Source organism: Cupriavidus gilardii, from assembly GCF_013347325.1.
GTDB lineage: Bacteria > Pseudomonadota > Gammaproteobacteria > Burkholderiales > Burkholderiaceae > Cupriavidus > Cupriavidus gilardii.
Map to the genome: position 1 here is coordinate 17,058 of NZ_CP054624.1, position 22,198 is coordinate 39,255.

The window sequence follows — 22,198 nt, forward strand, 5'->3', positions numbered from 1 at the left end:
CTTTACTCGATCAGGGACAGCACCTCGTCCACCATGATGTCGACCTCCTGGACCGCTTCACGTGCGCCGGCGACGCCATGCACGGTGCAGCCGATCGCCTGGCACTCGCGGAACGCGGAGCGGGAGCCGATCATCGATTGCAGCAAGGGGAAATCGCCGTCATCGCCCAGGATCTCGATGGCCTGGCGCGCGATGGAAACGCGGCGTTGAACCATATTGGCCATCACACGGACGGTCAACGTTTCGTTCTGGACCTGCGCATGCTGCGCGAGGGTCTTGGCGGCCACCGCGGCCCACAGGTCGGGGGGCGACGGGACCACGGGAATCACCGCCAGATCGGAGATCAGCAGCGCGCTGGATGGCGCCGCCGAATGCACGGCGGGCGGACAGTCCACGACGATATAGTCGTAGTCCTGTACGAACTTGCGCACTTCGCGGTGCATTGCACCGCCGGACGCCGCCAGACCGATGACCGACGCCGGGAAAGGACGCTCGTCCGAGGCCTGCGCGGCCCAACGCGTCGCGGTTCCCTGCTCGTCCATGTCGACCAGCATCGCGCGCGCGCCGCGCAAACCCAGGGTGCCGGCCAGGTGCATGCTGACCGTCGTCTTTCCGCAGCCGCCCTTCTGATTGAACACCGTGATGATTTTCGCTGCCACCGGGGCCTCTCTCTTTCAGCGCTGAAAGCGCGGTTTGACTGTAGGCGAAACTTTAGACAATCGCCTCGATGCTATCAACCGATTTTCTTCAAATACACAAATTAGTTACGGTGCGCGCCGCAAAAGCCGCGCAAGTATCTTCAAAACTTGTGCTTGAAAATCGGTCGAGAATCGGCCTACATTAGAGGTTGTGCGTTGTACGCCGCACATGACACGGTCAGACAAACTGGATATGATGCCCAATACAGTCGCGTCAAGTCGTGTCACCCTCGTCGGCTTCCGTTCGGTATCTGCGAGACATCAACGTGCTTGAACGGTTGTTTGCGTCGTGTACAAAGAACTTGCGTCGGAAAGGAAACTCACATGGCAACCGGTACGGTTAAGTGGTTCAACGAAACCAAGGGGTTCGGCTTCATTACCCCTGACGATGGTGGCGCGGACTTGTTCGCCCATTTCTCGGAAATCCAGGGCACTGGATTCAAGACGCTGAAGGACGGCCAGCGAGTGACCTTCGAAGTCAAGGAAGGTCCGAAGGGCAAGCAAGCTTCCGGCATCAAGCCGGCCTGATCGCCCGCGTCGCCGCTGGTTCGCGGCACTGGCCAGGAACCAGCAAAAAAGCAGGTGTTGAACACCTGCTTTTTTTATTGGCGCGACGAACAGCGCGCAGCTTCCGCGGCCGCCGCGGGCGGCTGCTCAGGCCAGCTTGCGCACGCTGGTCCGCGAGGGCTGCAGAATCAGCGCCTTCGACGAATCCGCGTCGACCTTCGCGTCCGGATACACCACCAGCACATCCTTCAGCGCCTTGCGGAACAATGCACGGAACTTGCGCTCGCTCTCGGTTTCGGTACCGAACTGCATCTGCAGCGCTTCCCACGGAATCTCGGTGCGCCGCTGAATCGTGAAGAAGCGGTAGGTCAGCCACGAATAGACGTCCAGCGCGAACGGCGACTGCTTCAGCGCCTTCAGCGCACGCATGTCGACCGGCACCGGACGATTGACCAGCTCGTTGAAGAACGGCTCGGACAGCACCACGAAGCTCTCGAACATCGAGCCCTGGCCGGGCTGCATCGGATCCCACCAGGTCGACAGCTGGTCGGCCAGCAGATAGCCGACGCGATCGATCGACATCGGCTCGTGGTTGTTGGTCTGGTTCTGGGTCGGCGCGGACTTGTTCTGGACGATCGCAATGGTCGCCGAGAACAGGCGGATCATCTGCTGGCGTACCAGCGTCATGGTCCCGCGCTTGCCGCCCGTTGCCATCGGGATCCCGAGGTTGTACATGAACTCGGACAGCGAGTTGCCCAGCGAGATGCGGCGATCGTCGACGGTGCCGGTAAACTCGCCGCGCTTTTTCTTCGCCATGATCTCCTTGCCGATCCAGGCCAGCATCAGACGCGGATAGGAGCCGTAGGGATAACCGAGCGACACGGTTTCCGACACCAGCTTCTGGCGGCCATTGCTGGCGCGCTCCGAACGCTGCTGCGTGAAGTACCCGGGCTGGATCATCAGCGAGATATTGCCGCTGGTGCGCGTCCAGACGGGCGGCGCGCCCTTGGGCGCGCGATAGGGCAGGGTGACCTGAACGCTTGCACGACTCAGAAAGCCGACTTCGCCACTTTGCCAGGCGTCCTCGCGCTCCATGGCCTGTGCTTCGTCGAACAGCCGCTGAAATTTTTCGGACGGGACCAACGGCGCATCGTTGCCAGGAACGATGATGCGCGAGGGACCGGTTTCAACGTCGGTGACGGTGCGGTCGTCCGGGGTGGCCAGGGAACGTTTGATCGGCATATCGGCGTGCTTCGAATTACCCGCCTTTTTACTTGATGACGCCACCCTTGTCACGCAGAAACGGGTACGTTCGGGGATTCGGGCGTATACCCCGGCACGGCGCCCGGTCAGGCCGCGAATACGCCGACTTGGCGCCCGCTCACGCCAACTCCAGGATTCCTGCCGATGTTTCTCTGTTGCCAGCTCGCATGCCGTGCGGCAGGGGGCAACCCGGCAGGGTTGTCCACTTCCGCGCGGTCATCCACTACAAGCAATACATACCTTTACGGTTAACTACTCGTAAACCGTATACGCGCGGCCAAGCCGTTGAACCGTAAACGTAAACCGTCCCTCTCCGTACCTGATTCTGCGCTGCAGCGTACTCGATTCTGCGAAGCCTCGAACCCGAATCTGCGTATACGCGAACCCGTTTCAGCGCAAGGGCCGAACCGTTTTCTGCGGGGATAACTTCGGCATTGCACAGGCTTATCCACAGCGGGTCCGACATCTGGCGTACCCGTTTCTGCGCCGCAATCAAGGCGCCTCCCGTGCGGAAAGACCATATACGTGACTCCTGAAGCACGTTCATGGTGCTCGAGCCCGGTTCTCGCCGATTGCGTACCCGTTTCTGCGTGAGCCCGGCACGATCGTCGCCGCGGCTCCCCCGTACCTGTTTCTGCGGCGTACCCAGTTCTGCGAGCTGTTCGGGCCGGCGCGGTTTCCGAAAAGCGTACCTACTTCTGCGTACCGAAACGGGGGTCATGCGGACGGGAACGTACCTGTTTCTGCGAGCCTCCACGGCCGGCGGAAGGCGCTCCTGAAACCAAAGATCCACGTATACGTACGTCAAACAAAAAGCGGGTACTCGCAAACATATGTGGCCGCAGGACCCTGCCGCGATCGCCAGCATACCCATTTCTGCGGCAAGCATCCGCACCGGCCAGCGATCCCGCAGGAAGCCATCAGCCAACGCGTACCCGTTTCTGCGCATCAAGGCGGGGAATCAGGCGCTCCTTCCGCGTACCCGTTTCTGCGGCAGGCAGCCGCGTGTCGGGCGGTAGCAAGCGGACGCAACAAGCCGTACCTGTTTCTGCGTCCCAAGTAAAAAATCGCTCCGACCGTACCCGTTTCTGCGTGCGCCGCCGCGCGAGGCCGGCCGATCGGTAACCAGAACCTGCGGCCGCGTACCCGTTTCTGCGCGTTCCGAGCCTTAGCCAGGACCGGCATTGCGTACCCGTTTCTGCGGCCGTCGATACGCGGAGGACGGCCGTGCATCGGGAAGCCGTACCCGATTCTGCGGACGATGCAGCGCGATTCCGTACCCGTTTCTGCGGCGGTCGGCTTGCCGGATGCGCGTCGCTCCGTTCCGGCAACACGTGGGTCACGGGGCGGGAAGGGAAGGGGAGGACAGGGGAAGGAGCGGCTGAGCAGACCAGCCAGCCGCAAAAACAAAAAGCCCCGCACGGGGCGGGGCTTTCAGCGTCCTCTCGCCGCGAAGGCGAGGAGCGCGATGCTTACAGCGGGGTGATGTTCGCTGCTTGCAGGCCCTTCGGGCCGTTCTTCACTTCGAACGAAACGCGCTGGTTTTCTTGCAGCGACTTGAATCCAGAGCCCTGGATTTCCGAGAAGTGGGCGAACAGATCATCACCGCCTTCGTCCGGCTTGATGAAACCGAAACCCTTGGCGTCGTTAAACCATTTGACGATACCGGTTTTCATGGTCTTGCATTTCCTAAAAAAAATTAAAAAACGGAGGCGCGCGGCGCTTCCGGCAGAGCAACTCAAGGAAAGGACACCATGGACAACCGAAGTACCATGACGGTGGCTAACGAATGTGCTGTTGCCTCGTCGCTTGAATCTAGCGCGCTTTATACGGGGGATCGGAGCCCACGTCAAGCGCGGTGTTCCCCTGCTGCAGGCTAGATCACGCGAGTGCCCTCGTGCGATCATCACCCATTTTGCATACAGTCTATTTGTCCGTATCGGCGCACCTGTATACAAAAGTGTAAGACATTACGTGTGCCTCCCTGGCTCATGCATGGGGAGGCTCTTGCCTTTTGCGAGAGACGGGACAAAACGATACAGGAGACACAGCATGTCGATGCCCGAACCCCTTTCCGAACCCAACGACACACCCGCCATGGCCGCGCCGTCGCGCCGTTCCCCGCTCGAACGCCTGTTCAGGCTGCGCGAGCACCAGACCGACGTGCGCACCGAGATACTGGCCGGCGTCACCACCTTCCTGACGATGGCGTACATCATCTTCGTCAACCCGACCATCCTCGGCGATGCGGGCATGCCGAAGGACGCGGTGTTCGTCGCCACCTGCGTGGCCGCGGCACTCGGTACGCTGATCATGGGTTTCTATGCCAACTATCCGATCGCGATGGCGCCGGGCATGGGCCTGAACGCCTATTTCGCCTACACGGTGGTCAAGGGCATGGGACTGCCATGGGAAGCCGCGCTCGGCGCGGTGTTCATCTCCGGCTGTCTGTTCCTGCTGGTCACGCTGCTGCGCGTGCGAGAGATGATCGTCAACGGCATCCCGCATTCGATCCGCGTGGCGATCACCGCCGGCATCGGGCTGTTTCTTGCCATCGTCGCGCTGAAGAACGCCGGCATCGTCACGGCCAGCCCCGCCACGCTGGTCACGCTCGGCGACCTGCATCAGCCCTCGGCGGTGCTGGCCATCGTCGGCTTCCTCGCGATCGTCGCGCTCGACCGCCTCAAGGTGAAGGGCGCGATCCTGATCGGCATCCTGCTGACCACGCTGCTGAGCTTCGCCTTCGGCGGCAATACCTTCCACGGCATCGTGTCGGCCCCGCCGTCGATCGATCCGACCCTGTTCAAGCTCGACATCACCGCCGCGTTGTCGATCGGCATCATCAACGTGGTGCTGGTGTTCTTCCTGGTCGAGCTGTTCGACGCGACCGGCACGCTGATGGGCGTGGCCAACCGTGCCGGCCTGCTGAAGGCCGGCAAGATGGATCGGCTGAACAAGGCGCTGATGGCGGACAGCACCGCGATCATGGCCGGCTCCTTCCTCGGCACCTCGTCGACCACCGCCTATATCGAAAGCGCCTCGGGCGTGCAGGCCGGCGGCCGCACCGGCCTGACGGCGGTGACCGTGGCCGTGCTGTTCCTGGCCTGCCTGTTCATTGCGCCGCTGGCCGGCACCGTGCCCGCCTACGCGACCGCGCCGGCGCTGCTGTATGTGTCCTGCCTGATGCTGCGCGAGCTGGTCGAGATCGACTGGAACGACGCGACCGAGGTGGTGCCGGCCGTGCTGACGGCGCTCGGCATGCCGTTCACCTATTCGGTTGCCAACGGCGTGGCCTTCGGCTTTGTGACCTATGCGGGCCTGAAGCTGCTGACCGGCCGCGCCAAGGACGTGCCGGTCATGGTGTGGATCATCGCCGCGGTGTTCGTCTTCAAGTTCTACTATCTGCCCGGTCATTGACCGCAGCCGTGTTTGACGGACAGGGCGGCCAGGGCCGCCCTTTTTCTTGCCCATCGCTCTCGATGTATCGGGAACGTTCGAATTTTCGCTGCAATCTCACCGAACCGTACCCGTTTCTGCGTACCGCCGGGCTTGGCAGAGCGGGCGGCGCGTACCCGTTTCTGCGTACAAGGTAAGTGCTTATTTACCTCAAGGGCCATGGCCGGTCTCCCTTGTTACCGTCATACCGAAGGATGATTTTGGGGGCATGCCCCACGCGGGGGCTAGACAAACGAAGCCAAATGCACTGAACTAGAGGCATATTCCGGGGGCGCTTCGAGGCGCCCCTTGTTGACTCCGGGAAACGGAGTGCGCCAGTGGCGCGACGCAGACCCATTCGATCCGCTGCAGCGGACGTACAGACAGACCGCCGCCAGGCGGCTTCGCCTCCACGACGAGAGCATGCGCCAAGCGTGCCGGAACAATAAGCGGAACAAGTGGTAATCGCGAACGTGTAGTGCCGGGGGATGTTGTTCAACGGGGAAGAATCATGACCGCAGGAGAAGTCCATCGGCCCGTTCTCGAGCCGACTCGATCCGCCACGCCTTCGATTGCCCGTGCCTGGAGCCATCTGGCCGATGTCGCCAGCGCCAAACCCGATCACGATCCCAGCCAGTCCCATCGCGAGCATCGCGACGAATTGATCGCCGATGCCGTCGCCGCCGTGCTCGCGGCCGACGACAGCGTGCCGCCGGCCATACGGCAGGCCGTCCAGGGCCTGTTGCAACGCCACCGCCAGCTCGAAGCCGACGTCGCCCGCCTGCGCGCCCAGCGCGAGGAATGGATCGTCAACGTGCTGACCTATCAGGCCCTCTATCACCGTTATTCCGGCCAGACCCTGCATGACCCCAGCGACCGCCTGATGCGCGAGCGCGACAGCATGCGCCGGACCATCCGCGAACAGCTGCGCAGCGGCACGACGCCGACCGCGATGTTCGATCTGCCTCCCCACAGCGTTTCGAGCGTGTAATGGCGGCCCCGCACATGGGTGCGCAGGCGCACCGCTTACCACAGGACCGCAGCCCGATCCCGTCCGCCAGCCGGCGCGGCGAGACGGTCAGGCACGCGGCCACGCCAAACGCGCGGGAGAACGGGATGGACCGACTCAGCAAGCCGCCATCGCGGGCCGCGCAGGTCCTGGTGGTGTCACGACAGCAGAACTTCGGCATCGATGCGAGCCAGTTCGGGCCCGGTTGGGAGATCCGCCACCACCACCAGTTGCGCGACCTGCCGCGGGTCGTTCGCGGCAGCGGGCCGATGGCCGGCGTGCTCGACCTGGAGACCGAATACACCGATGCCGAGATCGCGCTGCTCGAGCAGAGCCTGCAATGCCTGCACGTGATGTGGGTTGCGATCACATCGGCGCAGCGCCTCGAGGACGAACGCGTGCGGCGTCTGATCCGCGACTATTGCGTCGACTATGTGCGCGTGCCGTTCTCGTACAACGAGCTCGCCTATACGCTCAAGCATGCGCATGGCATGGCTGCCCTGCACGCCGCGCGCGGGCCCGACACGGCGGTGCAGGGCAAGATGATCGGCGAATGCGCGGCGATGCGCGCGATGTTCCGCTCGCTGTCCAAGGTCGCGCACAACGATGCCCCGGTGTTCATCTCGGGCGAGTCCGGTACCGGCAAGGAACTGGCCGCGCAGGCGATCCACGAAGCGTCGAACCGGCGCAAGGGGCCGTTCGTGGCGATCAACTGCGGCGCGATTCCGCCGCACCTGGTGCAGTCCGAGCTGTTCGGCTACGAGAAGGGCGCCTTCACCGGCGCCAACCAGCGCAAGATCGGCTGGATCGAACAGGCGCAGGGCGGCACGCTGTTCCTCGACGAGATCGGCGACCTGCCGCTGGAGAGCCAGGTCGCGCTGCTGCGCTTCCTGCAGCAGGGCATGATCACGCGGCTGGGCGGCCATCAATCGATTCCGCTGGATCTGCGCATCATCTCGGCCACGCACGTGGACCTGGTCGCGGCGCAGGCCGAGGGGCGCTTCCGTTCGGACCTGTTCCACCGGCTGTGCGTGCTGACGCTGTCGATCCCGCCGCTGCGCGAGCGCGGCGAGGATATCCTGCTGCTGGCCAACGCGGTGCTCGCCGAGCATGGCCACGAGGCCCATCGGCGCATACGCGGTTTCTCGCCGTGCGCGACGCAGGCGATGATGCAGTACGGCTGGCCGGGCAATGTGCGCGAACTGATCAACCGGGTGCGGCGCGCGATCGTGATGACCGACAATCGCAAGATCACGGCCGAGGACCTGCAGTTGCATGGCAACAGCGACGCGCCGCGCAAGACCCTCGACGCGATCCGCGAAGAGGCCGAGCGCGAGGCGATCCGCTCGGTGATGGCGAGCCACGGCTTTCACGTGGTGCCCGCCGCGCGCGAGCTCAACGTGTCGCGCGTCACGCTCTACCGGCTGATGCACAAGCACAATATCCGCGTCGAAGGGCAGTCCAGCCACGCGGAGTAGCCGCGCATCGCGACCGCGGCAACCGCCAGGGCCGACGATGCGTCGGCCCTTTTTGATGGCGACGCGGGCAGCCGGGCAGCGCCGTTCCGTGCCGTTTCAGCGCCGCGGCGCCAGCGACGACGCAGGCTTCCAGCATCCGGAGCCAAGGCCGCCGCCGTAGCCGACCGAGTCGCCCGACGCCGCCAGCAGATCGATCGGCATGCGCGCGGCCTGTCGCATGCTGCCGTCGTCTTCCACCGCGGCCTGCCGGCCGGGCGGCAGGCCCTCGCCGTCCTCCGCGCCGGCGCCAAGCACGCCCAACGACAGGCCGAAGCCCCTGACGTAGATATCGTTGCTCAGTGCCGTATGGCTATGGATCTCGGCATCGTCGGACCGGTCCAGATGGCTGAAGCTGCCGGCCGCGGCGCTGGTACAGAGGATAGCCATCGCAGCCAATGCGCAAAGTCTGATTTTCATTTCTCTCTCCTCCCTGTCCGGATGCCGGACGTGCCGCCGGTGCGCGGTGCGGCGCGCGGACAGACGACCGGCGGGCGGCATCATGCCGCCGACAACCCACGGGAAGGCGGCTAGCGCCGCGTCCGGCTGCGGAAGGCCGCGACTGGCAGGACGCGGTTGGACTCCAGGCAGAACGACGATGTCGCCCGATGCGGCAACCGCGGCGCGGGCAATAACGGGGGCGACAGCAGTTGCAATACCGACGGCGCGGCGCGCGCCGGACGTTGGGCGCGGCGGCGTGCCGTCATGCGTGCTGGAGGGTGACGCATGGTGGGGCGCTCTCCCGTGGCTGAAGCGTGGATCCTGGCTCTTTGGGGGACTGTTGCGACAAGCATGCCAGGACGCCGCGGCCCCTGTTCCGGCTCGATTTGCGGGATCGCGGCGGCGGCGCGCTCGGCCGGCGCGGCCCGGCCGGTCCCAATCTGTTGCGGCCCTGAAACCCGGGTGGCGCCGACAGCCCGCGCAGTGTTTCCGCCCCCGGACTCGCTGCCAACGCCTGCACGGTGGCTCGCGGCGGGCGGGCACAACGGCACCGGCGCCGACATCCGTCCGAAGGAGGAAGTTCGGATGAAGCCGCGGCAGGCAGCGCTGGGAAGGGCTCCCCAAAACGGCGGAAGTGGCGCGATCGGACGGCGCTTCCGCCGACCGTGGCTCGCAGGTTGCAGCGGCTTAACGGCGCGCGGCCCGTGCGCGTGCGTGCGGATCCGACACGCCGGGGCGCATGCAGGGCATCCGGGCACACGCCGATCGCACACACGGACGGATCCTGGGGCCACGGCGCCGCCCGCAGAAACGGGTACGCCCCTCGGGCCGCGGCCGTGCCTGGGTCATTCCTTGCGGACCGGCGGATGAGTCGATGGCGCGGTCTCGGCTGCCGGTGCGTCGCCCGAAATCGGCTTGGGGCCGGGCTGGCTGCGGTCGCAGCCGGCGCTCGCGAGCATCGTGGCAATGCCCAGCGCCAGCGTGCCGAGTCGGACGGTGCGCAAGGATGCGGTCGGAAGACGGATCACGGTACCTCCTGATGGAGAGAGGGCGGACAACAGACAGACACAAGGGCGAGACACAAGGGCGGACGGAAGGCCGCTGCGTCACGGCAACGGCGCGCCGCCTGCATTCACTCTAGCAGTTGCCCCCGCCGGCCCGGCCGCCGGCACCGGCTTGGGCACAGGCGCGAGGCGGGGTATCCTGAACGCTGCCCCGCCTGGCCCGTCCGGGCCGGCGGTTGCAGGACCCCAGCCCATCCGGACTTCAGCCCACCGACCAAGCCAGGGAGCGCCGTCTTGCCGATGTTCCAACCCGACCCCGAGCACCGCAATGGCCGCCGGCGCGGCCTCGCCCGCATGCTGCCCGACCGCTATACGCTGCGCCGCACCGCCATGGTGGTGACCGCCGCCGTGCAGTCCTGGTTCGCCCACCGCGCTGCCAGCAAGGGCGCCGCGCTCTCGTTCTACATGCTGTTCTCGCTGGCGCCGATCCTGGTGCTGGTGATCTCGATCGCGGGGCTGTTCTTCGGCGCGGAAGCGGCGCGCGGCGAGATTTTCGCGCAGCTCGAGGGCCTGCTTGGCACCCAGGGCGCGGCGGCGATCCAGCAGATCCTCGCCGCCACGCATCGCGCCGGCGGCAGCGGCATGGCGGCGCTGATCGCCACCGGCATCCTGATCGTCGGCGCGACCAGCGCCTTCGCCGAACTGAAGGCGAGCCTGGACGACATCTGGGAGGCCGACGCGACGCCGGCCAGCGGCTGGCGCGCGCTCGTCCGCACGCGGCTGCTGTCGTTCGGACTGGTGCTGGTACTGGCTCTGATGCTGCTGGTCTCGCTGGTGGTCAACGCGGCGATTGCGGTGGTGCAACGCTTCTGGGACGGCATGTGGTTCGAGTCGTGGCTCGCGCCAGTGGCCACGACGATCTCCAGCGGCTTCTCGTTCATCGTGGTCAGCGTGCTGTTCGCGGTGGTGTTCAAGATGCTGCCGCGCGTGCGCGTGACCTGGCGCGACGTGACGATGGGCGCGATCATCACCGCGGTGCTGTTCTCGATCGGCAAGCGCCTGATCGGCATCTACCTGGGCAACAGCGCGGTGGCGTCCTCGTATGGCGCGGCCGGGTCGGTGGTGGCGCTGATGCTGTGGGTGTACTACTCGGCCCAGATCTTCTTCTTCGGCGCCGAACTGACCCATCAGTACGCGCTGCAGTTCGGCAGCCTGCGCGAGCGGCAGCGCCGCGGCGAGGCGCCGGAACCGGTCGGCGCCGGGAACCGGTAGAATAACGGCCCATTCCCCTCGGGCGCCCCGCCGCGACAGCCGATCCCAAGCCGGCCGCCGCGGACCGCGACACCAGGCGCGGCGCGATTGGCCTGGCCTCGCGCTCCTGCCGCGCCCCGCCGCGCCCCGCCGGGTCCCGATCCATCCGCCTGCCATCCGAACGTCCTACCGTGAGCTCGCTCGTATCCGAAATTGCGCGTCGTCGCACCTTTGCCATCATTTCCCACCCCGACGCCGGCAAGACCACGCTGACGGAAAAGCTGCTGTGGTTCGGCGGCGCGATCCAGGTCGCCGGCGAGGTGCGCGCGCGCAAGGCCGACCGCCACGCGACCTCCGACTGGATGGAGCTGGAAAAGCAGCGCGGCATCTCGGTGACCTCGTCGGTGATGCAGTTCCCCTACCGCGAGCACATCGTCAACCTGCTCGACACCCCGGGCCACGAGGACTTCTCGGAGGACACCTACCGCACGCTGACCGCGGTCGACTCGGCCGTGATGGTGATCGACTCGGTCAATGGCGTCGAGGCGCAGACGATCAAGCTGCTGAACGTCTGCCGGCTGCGCGATACGCCGATCCTGACCTTCATCAACAAGCTGGACCGCGAAGGGCGCTCGCCGATCGAACTGCTCGACGAGATCGAGGACGTGCTGAAGATCCAGTGCGCGCCGATGACCTGGCCGATCGGCATGGGCAAGTCGTTCCGCGGCGTCTACCACCTGATCGACGACAAGGTGCAGCTGTTCGATCCGCACGGCGACAAGGGCACGGCCGCGATCCTGGACGGGCTCGACAACCCCGAGCTCGATCGCGTGCTCGGCTCGCAGGCCGAGGAATTGCGCATCGAGATCGAACTGGTGCGCGGCGCCTCGCACGCCTTCGACAAGGCCGCCTTCCTCGCCGGCAAGCAGACCCCGGTCTATTTCGGCTCGGCGATCAACAACTTCGGCGTGCAGTCGCTGCTGGACGCGCTGTGCGATCTGTCGCCGCCGCCGCAGCCGCGCGCGACCGACAGCCGCACGGTGCAGCCGGAGGAAGCGAAGTTCAGCGGCTTCGTGTTCAAGATCCAGGCGAACATGGACCCGCGCCACCGCGACCGCATTGCGTTCGTGCGGGTCTGTTCGGGACGCTTCACGCGCGGCATGAAGCTGCTGCACGTGTCGGCGGGCAAGACGGTGGCCATCAACAATGCGATCACCTTCATGGCGCAGGATCGCAACACCACCGAGGAGGCCTACGCCGGCGACATCATCGGCGTGCCCAATCACGGCACGATCCGGCTGGGCGATGTCTTCACCGAAGGCGAGCCGCTGAAGTTCACCGGCATTCCGTCGTTCGCGCCGGAATTTTTCCGCCGTGCGCGGCTGAACAACCCGCTGAAGGTCAAGCAGCTGCAGAAGGGCCTGCAGCAGCTGGCCGAGGAAGGCGCGACGCAGATGTTCCGCCCGATCGCCTCGAACGAGCTGGTGCTCGGCGCGGTCGGCATCCTGCAGTTCGACGTGGTGGCGCACCGGCTCGAGCACGAGTACGGCGTCGACGCGATCTTCGAATCGCACGAGTGCGCGACCGCGCGCTGGCTCAAGGGCGACCCGGCCGAGATCGAGAAGCTGATCGAGAAGGCCGGCCACAACGTCGCGCTGGACGGCGCCGGCGACCACGTCTATCTGGCACCCAGCATGGTCAACCTGCGGCTGACGCAGGAGCGCTTCCCGAACCTGCAGTTCATGGAAACGCGCGAGATCGTCTGAAGCGCGTCCAGTACGTGATCCCCGCGCAGGCGGGGGCCCAAGGGCCTCGCTTCGATCCGGAGGCGGCAGGCGCGGCCTCCGGGTCGCGCCGTCAGAACGCCAGCGTCGCCTGCACGTAGAACGTGCGCGGCATGCCGACGTACTTGCCCAGGTTGTTGTCGGTCGAGCGCGTGAAATAGCGGCGATCGAACAGGTTCTTGACGCCCACCGCCACCTTCAGATTCGACATCGACTTGCCGAAGTCGTAGCCCAGGCGCATGTGCACCAGCGCGTAGCCGGGGATGTCGCCCAGCGCGCCGTTGGCGCTCTCCTCGGTCCGGTACGGCGTGCCGTCGGTCGGGTCGCCCGGCGAATGCTGGCGCGATTGCGCGAAGCCATCGACGTTCAGCGTCCAGCGGTTGCGGCTGTAGCGCACGCCCGCCGTGGCCACATGGCGCGAGTAGAACGGCAGGTCGCGGCCGGCGAAGGTGCCGTGGTTGTAGGTCGCCTCGGTATAGGTATAGCCGGCATAGGCCGACAGCCCGGCCAGCGTCTTCGACAGCGTGCCGAAGTCGTAGCGCAGCGAACTCTCGACGCCGCGGTGGCGCGTCGCGCCGAGATTGGTCCAGGCGTCCGGGCTGCCCATCGTGCCGCCGCGCAGCTGCAGCTCGTCGTCGAAGTCGATGTTGAACAGCGTCAGCTCGCCGCCCCACCCGTTGGCGTTGAAGTGCGTGCCCAGCTCGTACGTCTTGGCCTTTTCCGGCGCCAGGCCATTGGTGGTCTGCGCGATCTGGAAGTACTGCAGCGGGCCGAACGAGACGCCGGCATTGCCGAACAGCTTCCAGTTGTCGCTGACGTGGTACATCACGGCCAGCGAGGGCAGCGGCTCGTCCGACTTGATGTCGGTGCGGCGCTGCGTGAAATGATCGGTCACGTTGGAGCGGATCATCTCGTAGCGCAGGCCCGGCGTGATGGTCCAGTTGCCGACGTTGATGGTGTCGTCGATGTAGACCGCGTTGGCCGTGGTGCCGCCGCTGCGCCACTGGTACATCGGCGAGGCGATCGTGGTCGGATCGACGGTGCCGGGCGTGTAGAAGGCCGTGCGCGATGCCTGCTCGTCGCTCGACTCGCGCAGGTAACGGTAGCCGACACTGACCTCGTGGCTGACGTTGGCGCCGCGGAACAGCTGCGAGTAGCGCGGCTCGACCGCGAAGGTGTGATAGTGCCGCGGGAACGATCCCAGCCGGCGGCGGCCGGCGCTCTCGCTTTCGATCTGGCTGCCGCGGAAGCTGTCGGTGTAGTACGTCAGCACCTCGAACTTGCGGTTGTTGTCCTGGTGCGAGTACTTCAGCGAGACATCGTTGCGGCGGCCGGCGAAGGTGTCGTACGGCCGCACCGACTGGAACGGATCGGCGGCGTACTGCGCGGCCGTCAGCCCGCCCGGCATGTCGGCCAGCGCCTCGTAGTAGTGGTAGCTCGCGGTGATCTGGTCCGTGCTGGAAATCCGGTACGAGCCCTTGAGCATCAGGTCGTCGATATCGACGCGGTCGTTGCCGCGGCGATAGCCGTCGCCATGCACGCCCGAATACATCAGCGCGCCGCCCAGGCCGTTGTCGTTGGTGCCGCCGATGAAGAGGCTGGGCATGGTCTTGACGTTGCCGCCGTGCGTGGCGATCTCGGTTTCCACCGAGGCCTGCGCGGCGAAGGACTGCGGAATCGGCCGGGTCACGAAATTGATGATGCCGCCGACGTTCTGCGGGCCATAGCGCACCGAGCCGGCGCCGCGCACCACGTCGATGGTGTCGATATTGCCCATCGACAGCGGGGCCATCGACAACTGGGGCTGACCGTAGGGCGCGACCGCCAGCGGAATGCCGTCGAGCAGCACGGTCGAGCGCGGCGACAGCCGCGAGGCCAGACCGCGCACGCCGACATTCAGCGAGATGTCGCTGCCGCCGGTGCCGTTGCTGTCCTGCACCTGTACGCCCGGCATCCGGCGCAGCACCTCGCGCACGTTGGTCGCGCCGCTTTCCTCGATGGTGCGCCGGTCGGCGATCGAGCGCGCACCGGGATGCTCCAGCACCTTGGTCTCGTTCGGCTGGTCCAGCCAGTTGCCGACCACGGTGACCGTGCTCAGCGTCTTGTCGGCGTCCGCGGCCGCCGGAGCGGCCTGCGCCTGAGGTTGCGCCTGAGCTTGCGGCGAAGCCTGGGCGGTCACCACGGGCTCGGCGGCACGGGCCGAGGACGACAGGCACAGCAGGGCGACGCCGGCGGCTGCGGCGGTCAGGCGGAAGGCGGCTTGCAAGATCGGATCCTGAAGAAAGGCGGGAAAGCGGCATCGGGTTCGCGAGACGGCGCGATGACCGACACGTGACCTGATGGGCGGCATCACGGCGTCGGCGTCACCCGAGAAGCGGCGGATTATAAATGCGAAGCATTCTCAAGCGCCGCAAATCTGCCTCGCTGTCATGGTCGACGTTGCAGGAGGCCAACACCGCCCACACCGGCCCGACACCGGCCCGACACCGGCCCGACACCGCGCTGCCGGAAGGGACATGTAGCGTCGAGCGCGCATGGCGCCGCTCCGCTAGAATTGCGGCTTGCCGGCGTAGCGAGCCATGGGCAACCCATGGGCGCCCCACGCCGGCCTCCCGCTGTCCCGGCAGCCGTCACCGCACAAGGCGGCGCCGCTTCTCTCTCCCGCCATGCCTTCCGCCCCTGCCAGCACGACCCCGGCCGCCTCCGATCCGGATTCGGTCTTCCGCGACCCCGGTTTCCGCATGTTCTGGTGCGCCCGTCTCTGTACGACGATCGGGTATCAGATCCTGACCGTGGCGGTGGGGTGGCAGATGTACGACCTGACCGGCGATGCGCTGATGCTTGGGCTGGTCGGCCTGGTGCAGTTCCTGCCGTCGGTGGTGCTGCTGCTGATGTCCGGCCACGTGGCCGACCGCTTCGACCGCCGCCAGATCGTCCGCATCTGCCAGCTGACCGAAGCCGCGATCGCCCTCGGCATGGCGGCGGCCAGTCTGGCCGGCTGGGTCCGGCACGAACACATCTTCATCTTCGTCGCGCTGCTCGGCGCGACCCGCGCCTTCGAAACCCCGACGCTGCAGGCGCTGCTGCCCAGCGTGGTGACGCCGCGCCAGTTGCCGCGCGCGGTCGCGCTGTCGAGCTCGGCGACGCAAACGGCGATCATCGTCGGCCCGGCGCTCGGCGGCTTCGCCTATGTGGCCGGGCCCGGCGTGGTCTACGGCATCGGCGCGCTGCTGTTCCTGGCGGCCGCCACGCTGATCACGCTGCTGCGGCTGCGCCAGCGGCCGCAGCGGCTGACGGCCCCGGTCAGCATCAGCACGCTGTTCGCGGGGTTTGCCTATATCCGCAGCCGGCCGGTGCTGCTGGGCGCCATTTCGCTCGACCTGTTCGCGGTACTGCTTGGCGGCGCCACCGCGTTGCTGCCGATCTATGCCCGCGACATCCTGCATACCGGTCCGTGGGGCCTGGGCCTGTTGCGCTCGTCGCCGGCGATCGGCGCGCTGGCCACCGCGATCTGGCTGGCCCGCCATCCGCTCGAGCGCAAGGTGGGCCGCGTGATGTTCGGCGCGGTGGCGCTGTTCGGGCTGGCGACGATCTGCTTCGGGTTGTCGACGTTGCTGCCGTTGTCGATGCTGGCGCTGGTGGTGCTGGGTGCCTCGGACATGATCAGCGTGGTGGTGCGCTCGACCCTGGTCCAGCTCGATACGCCGGACGACATGCGTGGCCGGGTCGGCGCGGTCAACTCGGTCTTTATCGGCGCCTCGAATCAGCTCGGCGAATTCGAGTCCGGCGTCACGGCGGCGTGGCTGGGCCCGGTTGGCGCGGTGCTGCTGGGCGGCGTCGGCACGCTGGTGGTGGTGGCCGTGTGGATGCGGCTGTTCCCGGCGCTGGCGAACCGCAACAGGCTCCACGACAGCCCCGGGACCAGCTGAATCCGGCTGATTCCGACTGACTCGGGGCGGACTTCGCCCCGATTTCCCACCCCGGCCCGTACCCGTTTCTGCGTGGCGCCCCGCGGACGGAAGCGGCGCCTACAGCACTCTCCCCGATATTTTTTCAATCCGCTGCAGCCCTTGCCCAGCAAGGGCTCGCGCCCGTTCGCGCCGTCCCCGGCAACATATTCACGGAAACCATTTCTCCATCGATCTGTCCCGAAAATATTGTCAATTTCGATTATCTGTAGGCGAATTCCGACATTGCGTCGGATGAGCGCGGGCAGACCCCGGCATCGCCCCGTGCGATAAGCAAGGAGGTCCCGCGCGCCTGCGGGCAAGGGAGCAGACCATCGATGTGCGGTATCGCAGGAGAAATACGTTTCGATCAACAGATGGCCGACCTTCACGCCGTGGCCGACATGGCGCGGGTGCAGGCCGCGCGCGGGCCTGACGGCGAGGGGCTGTTCGGCCTCGGCCGGCGCGCCTTCGGGCATCGGCGCCTGCGGATCATGGACCTGTCCGAGCGCGCGCATCAGCCCTTCATCGACAACGCGCTGGGGATGGGCATCGTCTTCAACGGCGCGATCTACAACCACCATGCGCTGCGCGAGGAACTGAGCGCGCGCGGCTACACCTTCTCGTCGAGCGGCGACACCGAGGTCATCATCAAGGCCTGGCATGCCTGGGGCCCGGCGGCGCTCGATCGCCTGGCCGGCATGTTCGCGTTCGCGCTGTGGGAGCGCGATACCGGCATCACGCACCTGGTGCGCGACCGTCTCGGCATCAAGCCGCTGTATTACAGCCAGGATGCGCGGCGCCTGCGCTTTGCCTCGACGCTGCCGGCGCTGCTGGCCGGGGGCGATGTCGATACCGCGCTCGACCCCGTTGCGCTGCATCACTATCTGACGCTGCACGCCGTGGTGCCGGCCCCGCATACGATCGTGCAAGGCGTGCGCAAGCTGCCGCCGGCCACGCACATGACCGTGCATGCGGATGGCCGCACCGAAACCCGTACCTGGTGGCGGCTCGAGTTCGTGCACGACGCCGCCGCCGAGGCACGCTCGTTCGAGGAATGGCGCGACATGACGCTGGCCGCGCTGCGGGACGCGGTGCGCCTGCGCACCGTCGCCGACGTGCCGGTCGGCGTGCTGCTGTCGGGGGGCGTCGACTCCAGCCTGATCACCGGACTGCTCGCAGAAACGGGTACGCCCGACCTGCGCACCTATGCGATCGGCTTCGAGGCCGCCGGCGGCGAGGCCGGCGACGAGTTCCACTATTCCGATCTGGTGGCGCGGCATTTCGGCACGCGCCACGAGAAGATGATGATTCCCGCGGCCGATCTGCTGGACGCGTTGCCCGACGCGATCCACGCGATGAGCGAGCCGATGGTCAGCCACGACTGCGTGGCCTTCTATCTGCTGTCGGCGGCGGTCGCGCGCCACAGCCGCGTGGTGCAGAGCGGGCAGGGCGCCGACGAGGTGTTCGGCGGCTATCACTGGTATCCGCCGCTGGCCGCCAATACCGATGCCGACGGCGGCGTCGCGGCCTATCGCAAGGTGTTCTTCGACCGCACGCAGTCGGAGATGGCCGAGCTGCTGTCACCCCAATGGCTGGCCGACGATCCGAGCGGCCGTTTCCTGGCGGCGCATTTCGCGATGCCCGGTGCCGACAGCGCGATCGACCGCGCGTTGCGGCTCGATACCACCGTGATGCTGGTCGAGGACCCGGTCAAGCGCGTCGACAACATGACGATGGCCCATGCGCTGGAGGCCCGCGTGCCCTTCCTCGATCACCGGCTGGTCGAGCTGGCCGCGCGCATGCCGGCGCGTCACAAGATCGCCGCGGGCGGCAAGCACGTGCTGAAGGAAGCCGCGCGCCAGGTGATTCCCGCCGAGGTGATCGACCGCCCGAAGGGTTATTTCCCGGTGCCGGCGCTGAAGTACCTGCGCGGCCCCTTCCTGGAGTACGTGCGCGGCCTGGTCGACAGCGATGCGGCGCGCCGGCGCGGCCTGTACCGGCCCGGCGTGGTCGAGTCGATGCTGGCGGATCCCGACGCCCACATCACCCCGCTGAAGGGCTCGAAGCTGTGGCAAGTCGCGCTGCTCGAGGGGTGGATGCAGTCGCATGGCCTGTGAGGCCGGCCATGACTGGCGACAAACCGGCAGCCCCCCAACCCGACGATGAAGCCAACGGCCGCCGCGCGCGGCCGCAGTCCCTTGTCGGCAACGACAGAAGCCAGAACGCGGACAACAACGAGGAGAAAGATCGAATGTCGACCGTCAATGCGGAAGTCCGTCCGGCCAAGCCGTCGGCGCTTGCCGATTCCCTCCACCTCGGCGCGCCTGCCGGCCCCGCCGGGCAGGCGCCGCGCGCCGTGATGCACGATGCCGGTGGCGCCCCGGTGCAGCAGGATCCCGCCATGCAACCAAGCCCGGCACCCGCGCCGGTGTCCGCGCGTCCGAACGCGATGCTCGATTGCGGCTGGGGCCGGCTGATGTTCGCGCCGTCGTTCGAATCGCCGGCGCGGCTGGCCGCCGAGCTGCAGCAGGAAGCGCCGGGCCGCCGCGATATCGCGCTCTATGTCGAAGCGCCGCAGCTGCTGCTGGCCGAGGCGCCGCAGACGCTGTTCCTCGATCCGTCGCTGCTGTTCCGCCGCACGCTGGAGGACGGGGATGCCGCGGTGGCGACCGGCGCCGCCGGCGTGACGATCCGCCGCCTGTCGACCCGCGCCGATATCGCCGCGATCAACCGCCTCTACGCCTCGCGCCACATGGTGCCGCTCGATCCCGCCACGGTCTGGCGCCAGCGCGACCACGACGCGGTGGTCTATCTGATCGCCGAGGACGAATCGACCGGCGACATCATCGGCTCGGCGATGGGCGTCGACCATCTGCTGGCCTTCGGCGACGAGCGCGGCGGCAGCAGCCTGTGGTGCCTGGTGGTCGATCCGCAGACGCATCTGGCCGGCGTCGGCCAGGCACTGGTGCGCGAGCTGATCGCGCTGTTCGCCGCGCGCGGACGCAAGCACCTGGACCTGTCGGTGCTGCACGACAACCAGCATGCGATCGGCCTGTACCACAAGCTCGGCTTCGTGCAGGTAGACGGTTTCGTCGTCAAGCACAAGAACGCGATCAACGAGCCGCTGTTCGCCGGCTCCAGCGAGTGCGACAACCTCAATCCGTATGCCGCGCTGATCGTCAAGGAAGCGCGCCGGCGTGGCATCGGCGTCGAGATCATCGATGCCGATGCCGGCATCTTCAGCCTGCGCTACGGCGGCCGCGAGATCCTGTGCCGCGAGTCGCTGTCGGAGCTGACCGGCGCGGTGGCGATGACCTGGTGCCAGGACAAGGCGCTGACGCGCAAGCGGCTGGAGCAGGTTGGCCTGAAGGTGCCCGCGCAGCGCCAGATCGGCACCGATGCCGAGAACCTGGCCTTCCTCGCCGAGCACGGCTCGGTGGTGGTCAAGCCGGCTTTCGGCGAACAGGGCCGCGGCATCAGCGTCGACGTCCGCACCGAGGAGCATCTGCGCAGCGCGATCGAGACCGCGCACGCCGAGGGCGGCACCGTGCTGCTCGAGTCGTTCTGCCCGGGCCAGGACCTGCGCATCGTGGTGATCGGCTACGAGGTCGTCGCCGCGGCGATCCGCAAGCCGGCCGAGGTGGTCGGCGATGGGCAGGCCGATCTGAAGACGCTGATCGAGCGCCACAGCGCGCGGCGCAGCGCGGCCACCGGCGGCGAGAGCCGCATTCCGCTCGATGCCGAGACCGAGCGCTGCCTCGCGGCGCAGGGGCTGACGCTGCAATCGGTGCTGGCCGCGGGAGAGCGGGTGCCGGTGCGCAAGACCGCGAATCTGCATACCGGCGGCACGCTGCACGACGTCACCGCCCAGCTGCATCCGGTGCTGCGCGAGGCCGCGCAGACCGCGGCGCGCGCGCTGCGCATCCCGGTGGTCGGCCTTGACTTCCTGGTGCCGGCCGCCGACCAGCCCGAGTACGTGATCATCGAAGCGAACGAGCGGCCGGGACTGGCCAATCACGAGCCGCAGCCGACCGCCGAGCGCTTCGTCGATCTGTTGTTCCCCTTTACATCGTGAATTCCTGCCGGGCGCGTCGCGCCCGGCATCGTCCATCCATGCAGAAACTGAAGATCGACCGGCTGTACCTGAAGACCGCCCTGCTGGAGCTGCTCGCCATCCCCAGCCCGGCCGGGCTGACCGACGAGATCGTCCACTACACCGCCAACGTGCTGGACGGGCTCGACATCCCCTATCAGCTGACCCGGCGCGGCACCATCCGGGCGACGCTGCGCGGCAATCGTGCCAACAGCGGCATGGGCCCCGACTGCGCGATCGTCGCGCACCTGGACACGCTCGGCGCGATGGTGCGCGAGCTCAAGCCCAACGGCCGGCTGGCGCTGGCGCCGATCGGCACCTGGTCCAGCCGCTGGGCCGAAGGCGGCCGCGTGACGCTGTTTACCGAACATGGCCGCCATCGCGGCTCGGTGCTGCCGCTGCTGGCCTCGGGCCACGTCTACAACGAGGCGGTGGACACGCAACCGGTCAACTGGGATCAGCTCGAACTGCGGCTCGACGAGCCGGCGGCAACGCCGGAGCAGCTGCGCACGCTCGGCATCCAGGTCGGCGACTTCGTCGCCTTCGATGCCAACCCCGAGATCCTGGACAACGGCTATGTCGTCTCGCGGCATCTGGACAACAAGGCGGGCGTCGCCGCGGTGCTGGCCGCGCTGAAGGCCGTGCGCGAGAGCGGCGCCTCGGTGCCGATGGACTGCCATGCCGTATTCACGCTGACCGAGGAGGTCGGCTCCGGCGCCACCGCGGTGATCGAGGACGACGTCAGCGAGGTGATCGGCATCGATATCGGCCCGGTGGCGCCGGGGCAGGGCGCGCGCGAGGAAGGCGTGACGATTCCGCTGATGGATTCGGCCGGCCCGCACGACTATCACCTGACCCGGCGCCTGCTGCGGCTGTGCGACGAGCATGGCATTCCCAGCCATCGCGACGTGTTCCGCTTCTACCATTCGGACGCCGGCGCGGCGGTCAGCGCGGGCCATGACGTGCGCACCGCGCTGCTGTGCTTCGGTGCCGATGCCTCGCATGGCTACGAGCGGACCCATCTGGACGTGCTGGTCAATCTGGCCGAGCTGCTGACCGTCTATATCCAGAGCGGGCCGACGCTGCCGGAGGACCGCCAGCGCCGCATGGGCTCGGTGGCCGGCTTCTCCCATCAGCTCGATCCGCGCCAGCTGACGCGCAGCGAGACGCCGTTGCCCGATGCCGGCGAACTGGTGCATACGCGCCGCGACAGCGCGTCCTGATGCCGCGCTTGACGACATCCCTTCCG

At 67.0% G+C, this 22,198-nt stretch carries 16 protein-coding genes; 10 read left to right on the forward strand and 6 right to left on the reverse strand.

Going from position 1 to position 22,198, the window contains the following annotated elements; all coding sequences use genetic code 11:
* Nucleotides 1-2 precede the first annotated feature (2 nt).
* Nucleotides 3-659, reverse strand: coding sequence for a ParA family partition ATPase (parA, locus tag FOB47_RS00075; RefSeq protein ID WP_023263312.1), 657 nt, complete (start codon nucleotides 657-659; stop codon nucleotides 3-5).
* 363 nt (nucleotides 660-1,022) lie between these two features.
* Between parA and FOB47_RS00080 the strand changes: the two genes are divergently transcribed.
* Nucleotides 1,023-1,226, forward strand: a complete 204-nt coding sequence (locus FOB47_RS00080) for a cold-shock protein (RefSeq protein ID WP_006576252.1) — start codon at nucleotides 1,023-1,025, stop codon at nucleotides 1,224-1,226.
* A 126-nt stretch (nucleotides 1,227-1,352) separates the two neighbouring features.
* Here the strand turns inward: FOB47_RS00080 and FOB47_RS00085 are convergent, their stop codons facing one another.
* Nucleotides 1,353-2,447 (reverse strand): replication protein RepA, encoded by a 1,095-nt coding sequence (locus tag FOB47_RS00085; protein ID WP_053823267.1) that lies wholly within the window; start codon nucleotides 2,445-2,447, stop codon nucleotides 1,353-1,355.
* Between the two features lie 1,493 nt (nucleotides 2,448-3,940).
* Nucleotides 3,941-4,144, reverse strand: a complete 204-nt coding sequence (locus tag FOB47_RS00090; RefSeq protein WP_006576725.1) for a cold-shock protein — start codon at nucleotides 4,142-4,144, stop codon at nucleotides 3,941-3,943.
* 421 nt (nucleotides 4,145-4,565) lie between these two features.
* Here FOB47_RS00090 and FOB47_RS00095 point away from each other — a divergent pair, with 421 nt between their 5' ends.
* The 3 genes from FOB47_RS00095 (at nucleotide 4,566) to FOB47_RS00105 (ending at nucleotide 8,390) form a co-directional block, all read left to right on the forward strand.
* Nucleotides 4,566-5,885 (forward strand): NCS2 family permease, encoded by a 1,320-nt coding sequence (locus FOB47_RS00095; RefSeq protein ID WP_174780785.1) that lies wholly within the window; start codon nucleotides 4,566-4,568, stop codon nucleotides 5,883-5,885.
* Between the two features lie 529 nt (nucleotides 5,886-6,414).
* Nucleotides 6,415-6,894, forward strand: a complete 480-nt coding sequence (locus FOB47_RS00100) for a hypothetical protein (protein ID WP_244959231.1) — start codon at nucleotides 6,415-6,417, stop codon at nucleotides 6,892-6,894.
* A gap of 125 nt (nucleotides 6,895-7,019) precedes the next feature.
* Complete coding sequence (locus FOB47_RS00105; protein ID WP_151022655.1) at nucleotides 7,020-8,390, forward strand: sigma-54 dependent transcriptional regulator; 1,371 nt, start codon at nucleotides 7,020-7,022, stop codon at nucleotides 8,388-8,390.
* Nucleotides 8,391-8,486: 96 nt separating this feature from the next.
* Here FOB47_RS00105 and FOB47_RS00110 read toward each other — a convergent pair whose 3' ends face one another.
* Nucleotides 8,487-8,846 carry a hypothetical protein gene (locus FOB47_RS00110; RefSeq protein WP_174779622.1) on the reverse strand — a complete coding sequence of 120 codons (360 nt, stop codon included), beginning with the start codon at nucleotides 8,844-8,846 and terminating at the stop codon, nucleotides 8,487-8,489.
* Nucleotides 8,847-9,712: 866 nt separating this feature from the next.
* Complete coding sequence (locus FOB47_RS00115; RefSeq protein WP_244959232.1) at nucleotides 9,713-9,895, reverse strand: hypothetical protein; 183 nt, start codon at nucleotides 9,893-9,895, stop codon at nucleotides 9,713-9,715.
* Between the two features lie 276 nt (nucleotides 9,896-10,171).
* On the opposite strand from FOB47_RS00115, the gene FOB47_RS00120 reads away from it, so the two are divergent.
* Together FOB47_RS00120 and FOB47_RS00125 are read left to right on the forward strand one after the other, a co-directional pair.
* The gene (locus FOB47_RS00120) at nucleotides 10,172-11,143 is read left to right on the forward strand and encodes a YihY/virulence factor BrkB family protein (RefSeq protein WP_174779623.1); all 972 of its coding nucleotides are present in this window, start codon (nucleotides 10,172-10,174) and stop codon (nucleotides 11,141-11,143) included.
* 170 nt (nucleotides 11,144-11,313) lie between these two features.
* The gene (locus FOB47_RS00125; protein WP_053824502.1) at nucleotides 11,314-12,888 is read left to right on the forward strand and encodes a peptide chain release factor 3; all 1,575 of its coding nucleotides are present in this window, start codon (nucleotides 11,314-11,316) and stop codon (nucleotides 12,886-12,888) included.
* Nucleotides 12,889-12,979: 91 nt separating this feature from the next.
* Here FOB47_RS00125 and FOB47_RS00130 read toward each other — a convergent pair whose 3' ends face one another.
* Entirely contained in the window at nucleotides 12,980-15,172 is a 2,193-nt protein-coding gene (locus tag FOB47_RS00130) for a TonB-dependent receptor family protein (RefSeq protein ID WP_174779624.1), read from the reverse strand.
* A gap of 400 nt (nucleotides 15,173-15,572) precedes the next feature.
* Here FOB47_RS00130 and FOB47_RS00135 point away from each other — a divergent pair, with 400 nt between their 5' ends.
* The 4 genes from FOB47_RS00135 to FOB47_RS00150 all read left to right on the forward strand — a co-directional run bounded on the left by FOB47_RS00135 (nucleotide 15,573) and on the right by FOB47_RS00150 (nucleotide 22,172).
* Entirely contained in the window at nucleotides 15,573-16,835 is a 1,263-nt protein-coding gene (locus tag FOB47_RS00135; protein ID WP_174779625.1) for an MFS transporter, read from the forward strand.
* A 356-nt stretch (nucleotides 16,836-17,191) separates the two neighbouring features.
* Nucleotides 17,192-18,973: an N-acetylglutaminylglutamine amidotransferase gene (locus FOB47_RS00140; RefSeq protein WP_174779626.1), complete on the forward strand. Its 1,782-nt coding sequence runs from the start codon at nucleotides 17,192-17,194 to the stop codon at nucleotides 18,971-18,973.
* Nucleotides 18,974-19,107: 134 nt separating this feature from the next.
* Entirely contained in the window at nucleotides 19,108-20,931 is a 1,824-nt protein-coding gene (ngg, locus tag FOB47_RS00145; RefSeq protein ID WP_244959233.1) for an N-acetylglutaminylglutamine synthetase, read from the forward strand.
* A gap of 38 nt (nucleotides 20,932-20,969) precedes the next feature.
* Nucleotides 20,970-22,172, forward strand: a complete 1,203-nt coding sequence (locus FOB47_RS00150; protein ID WP_006577928.1) for an osmoprotectant NAGGN system M42 family peptidase — start codon at nucleotides 20,970-20,972, stop codon at nucleotides 22,170-22,172.
* The last annotated feature ends 26 nt before the right edge of the window (nucleotides 22,173-22,198 follow it).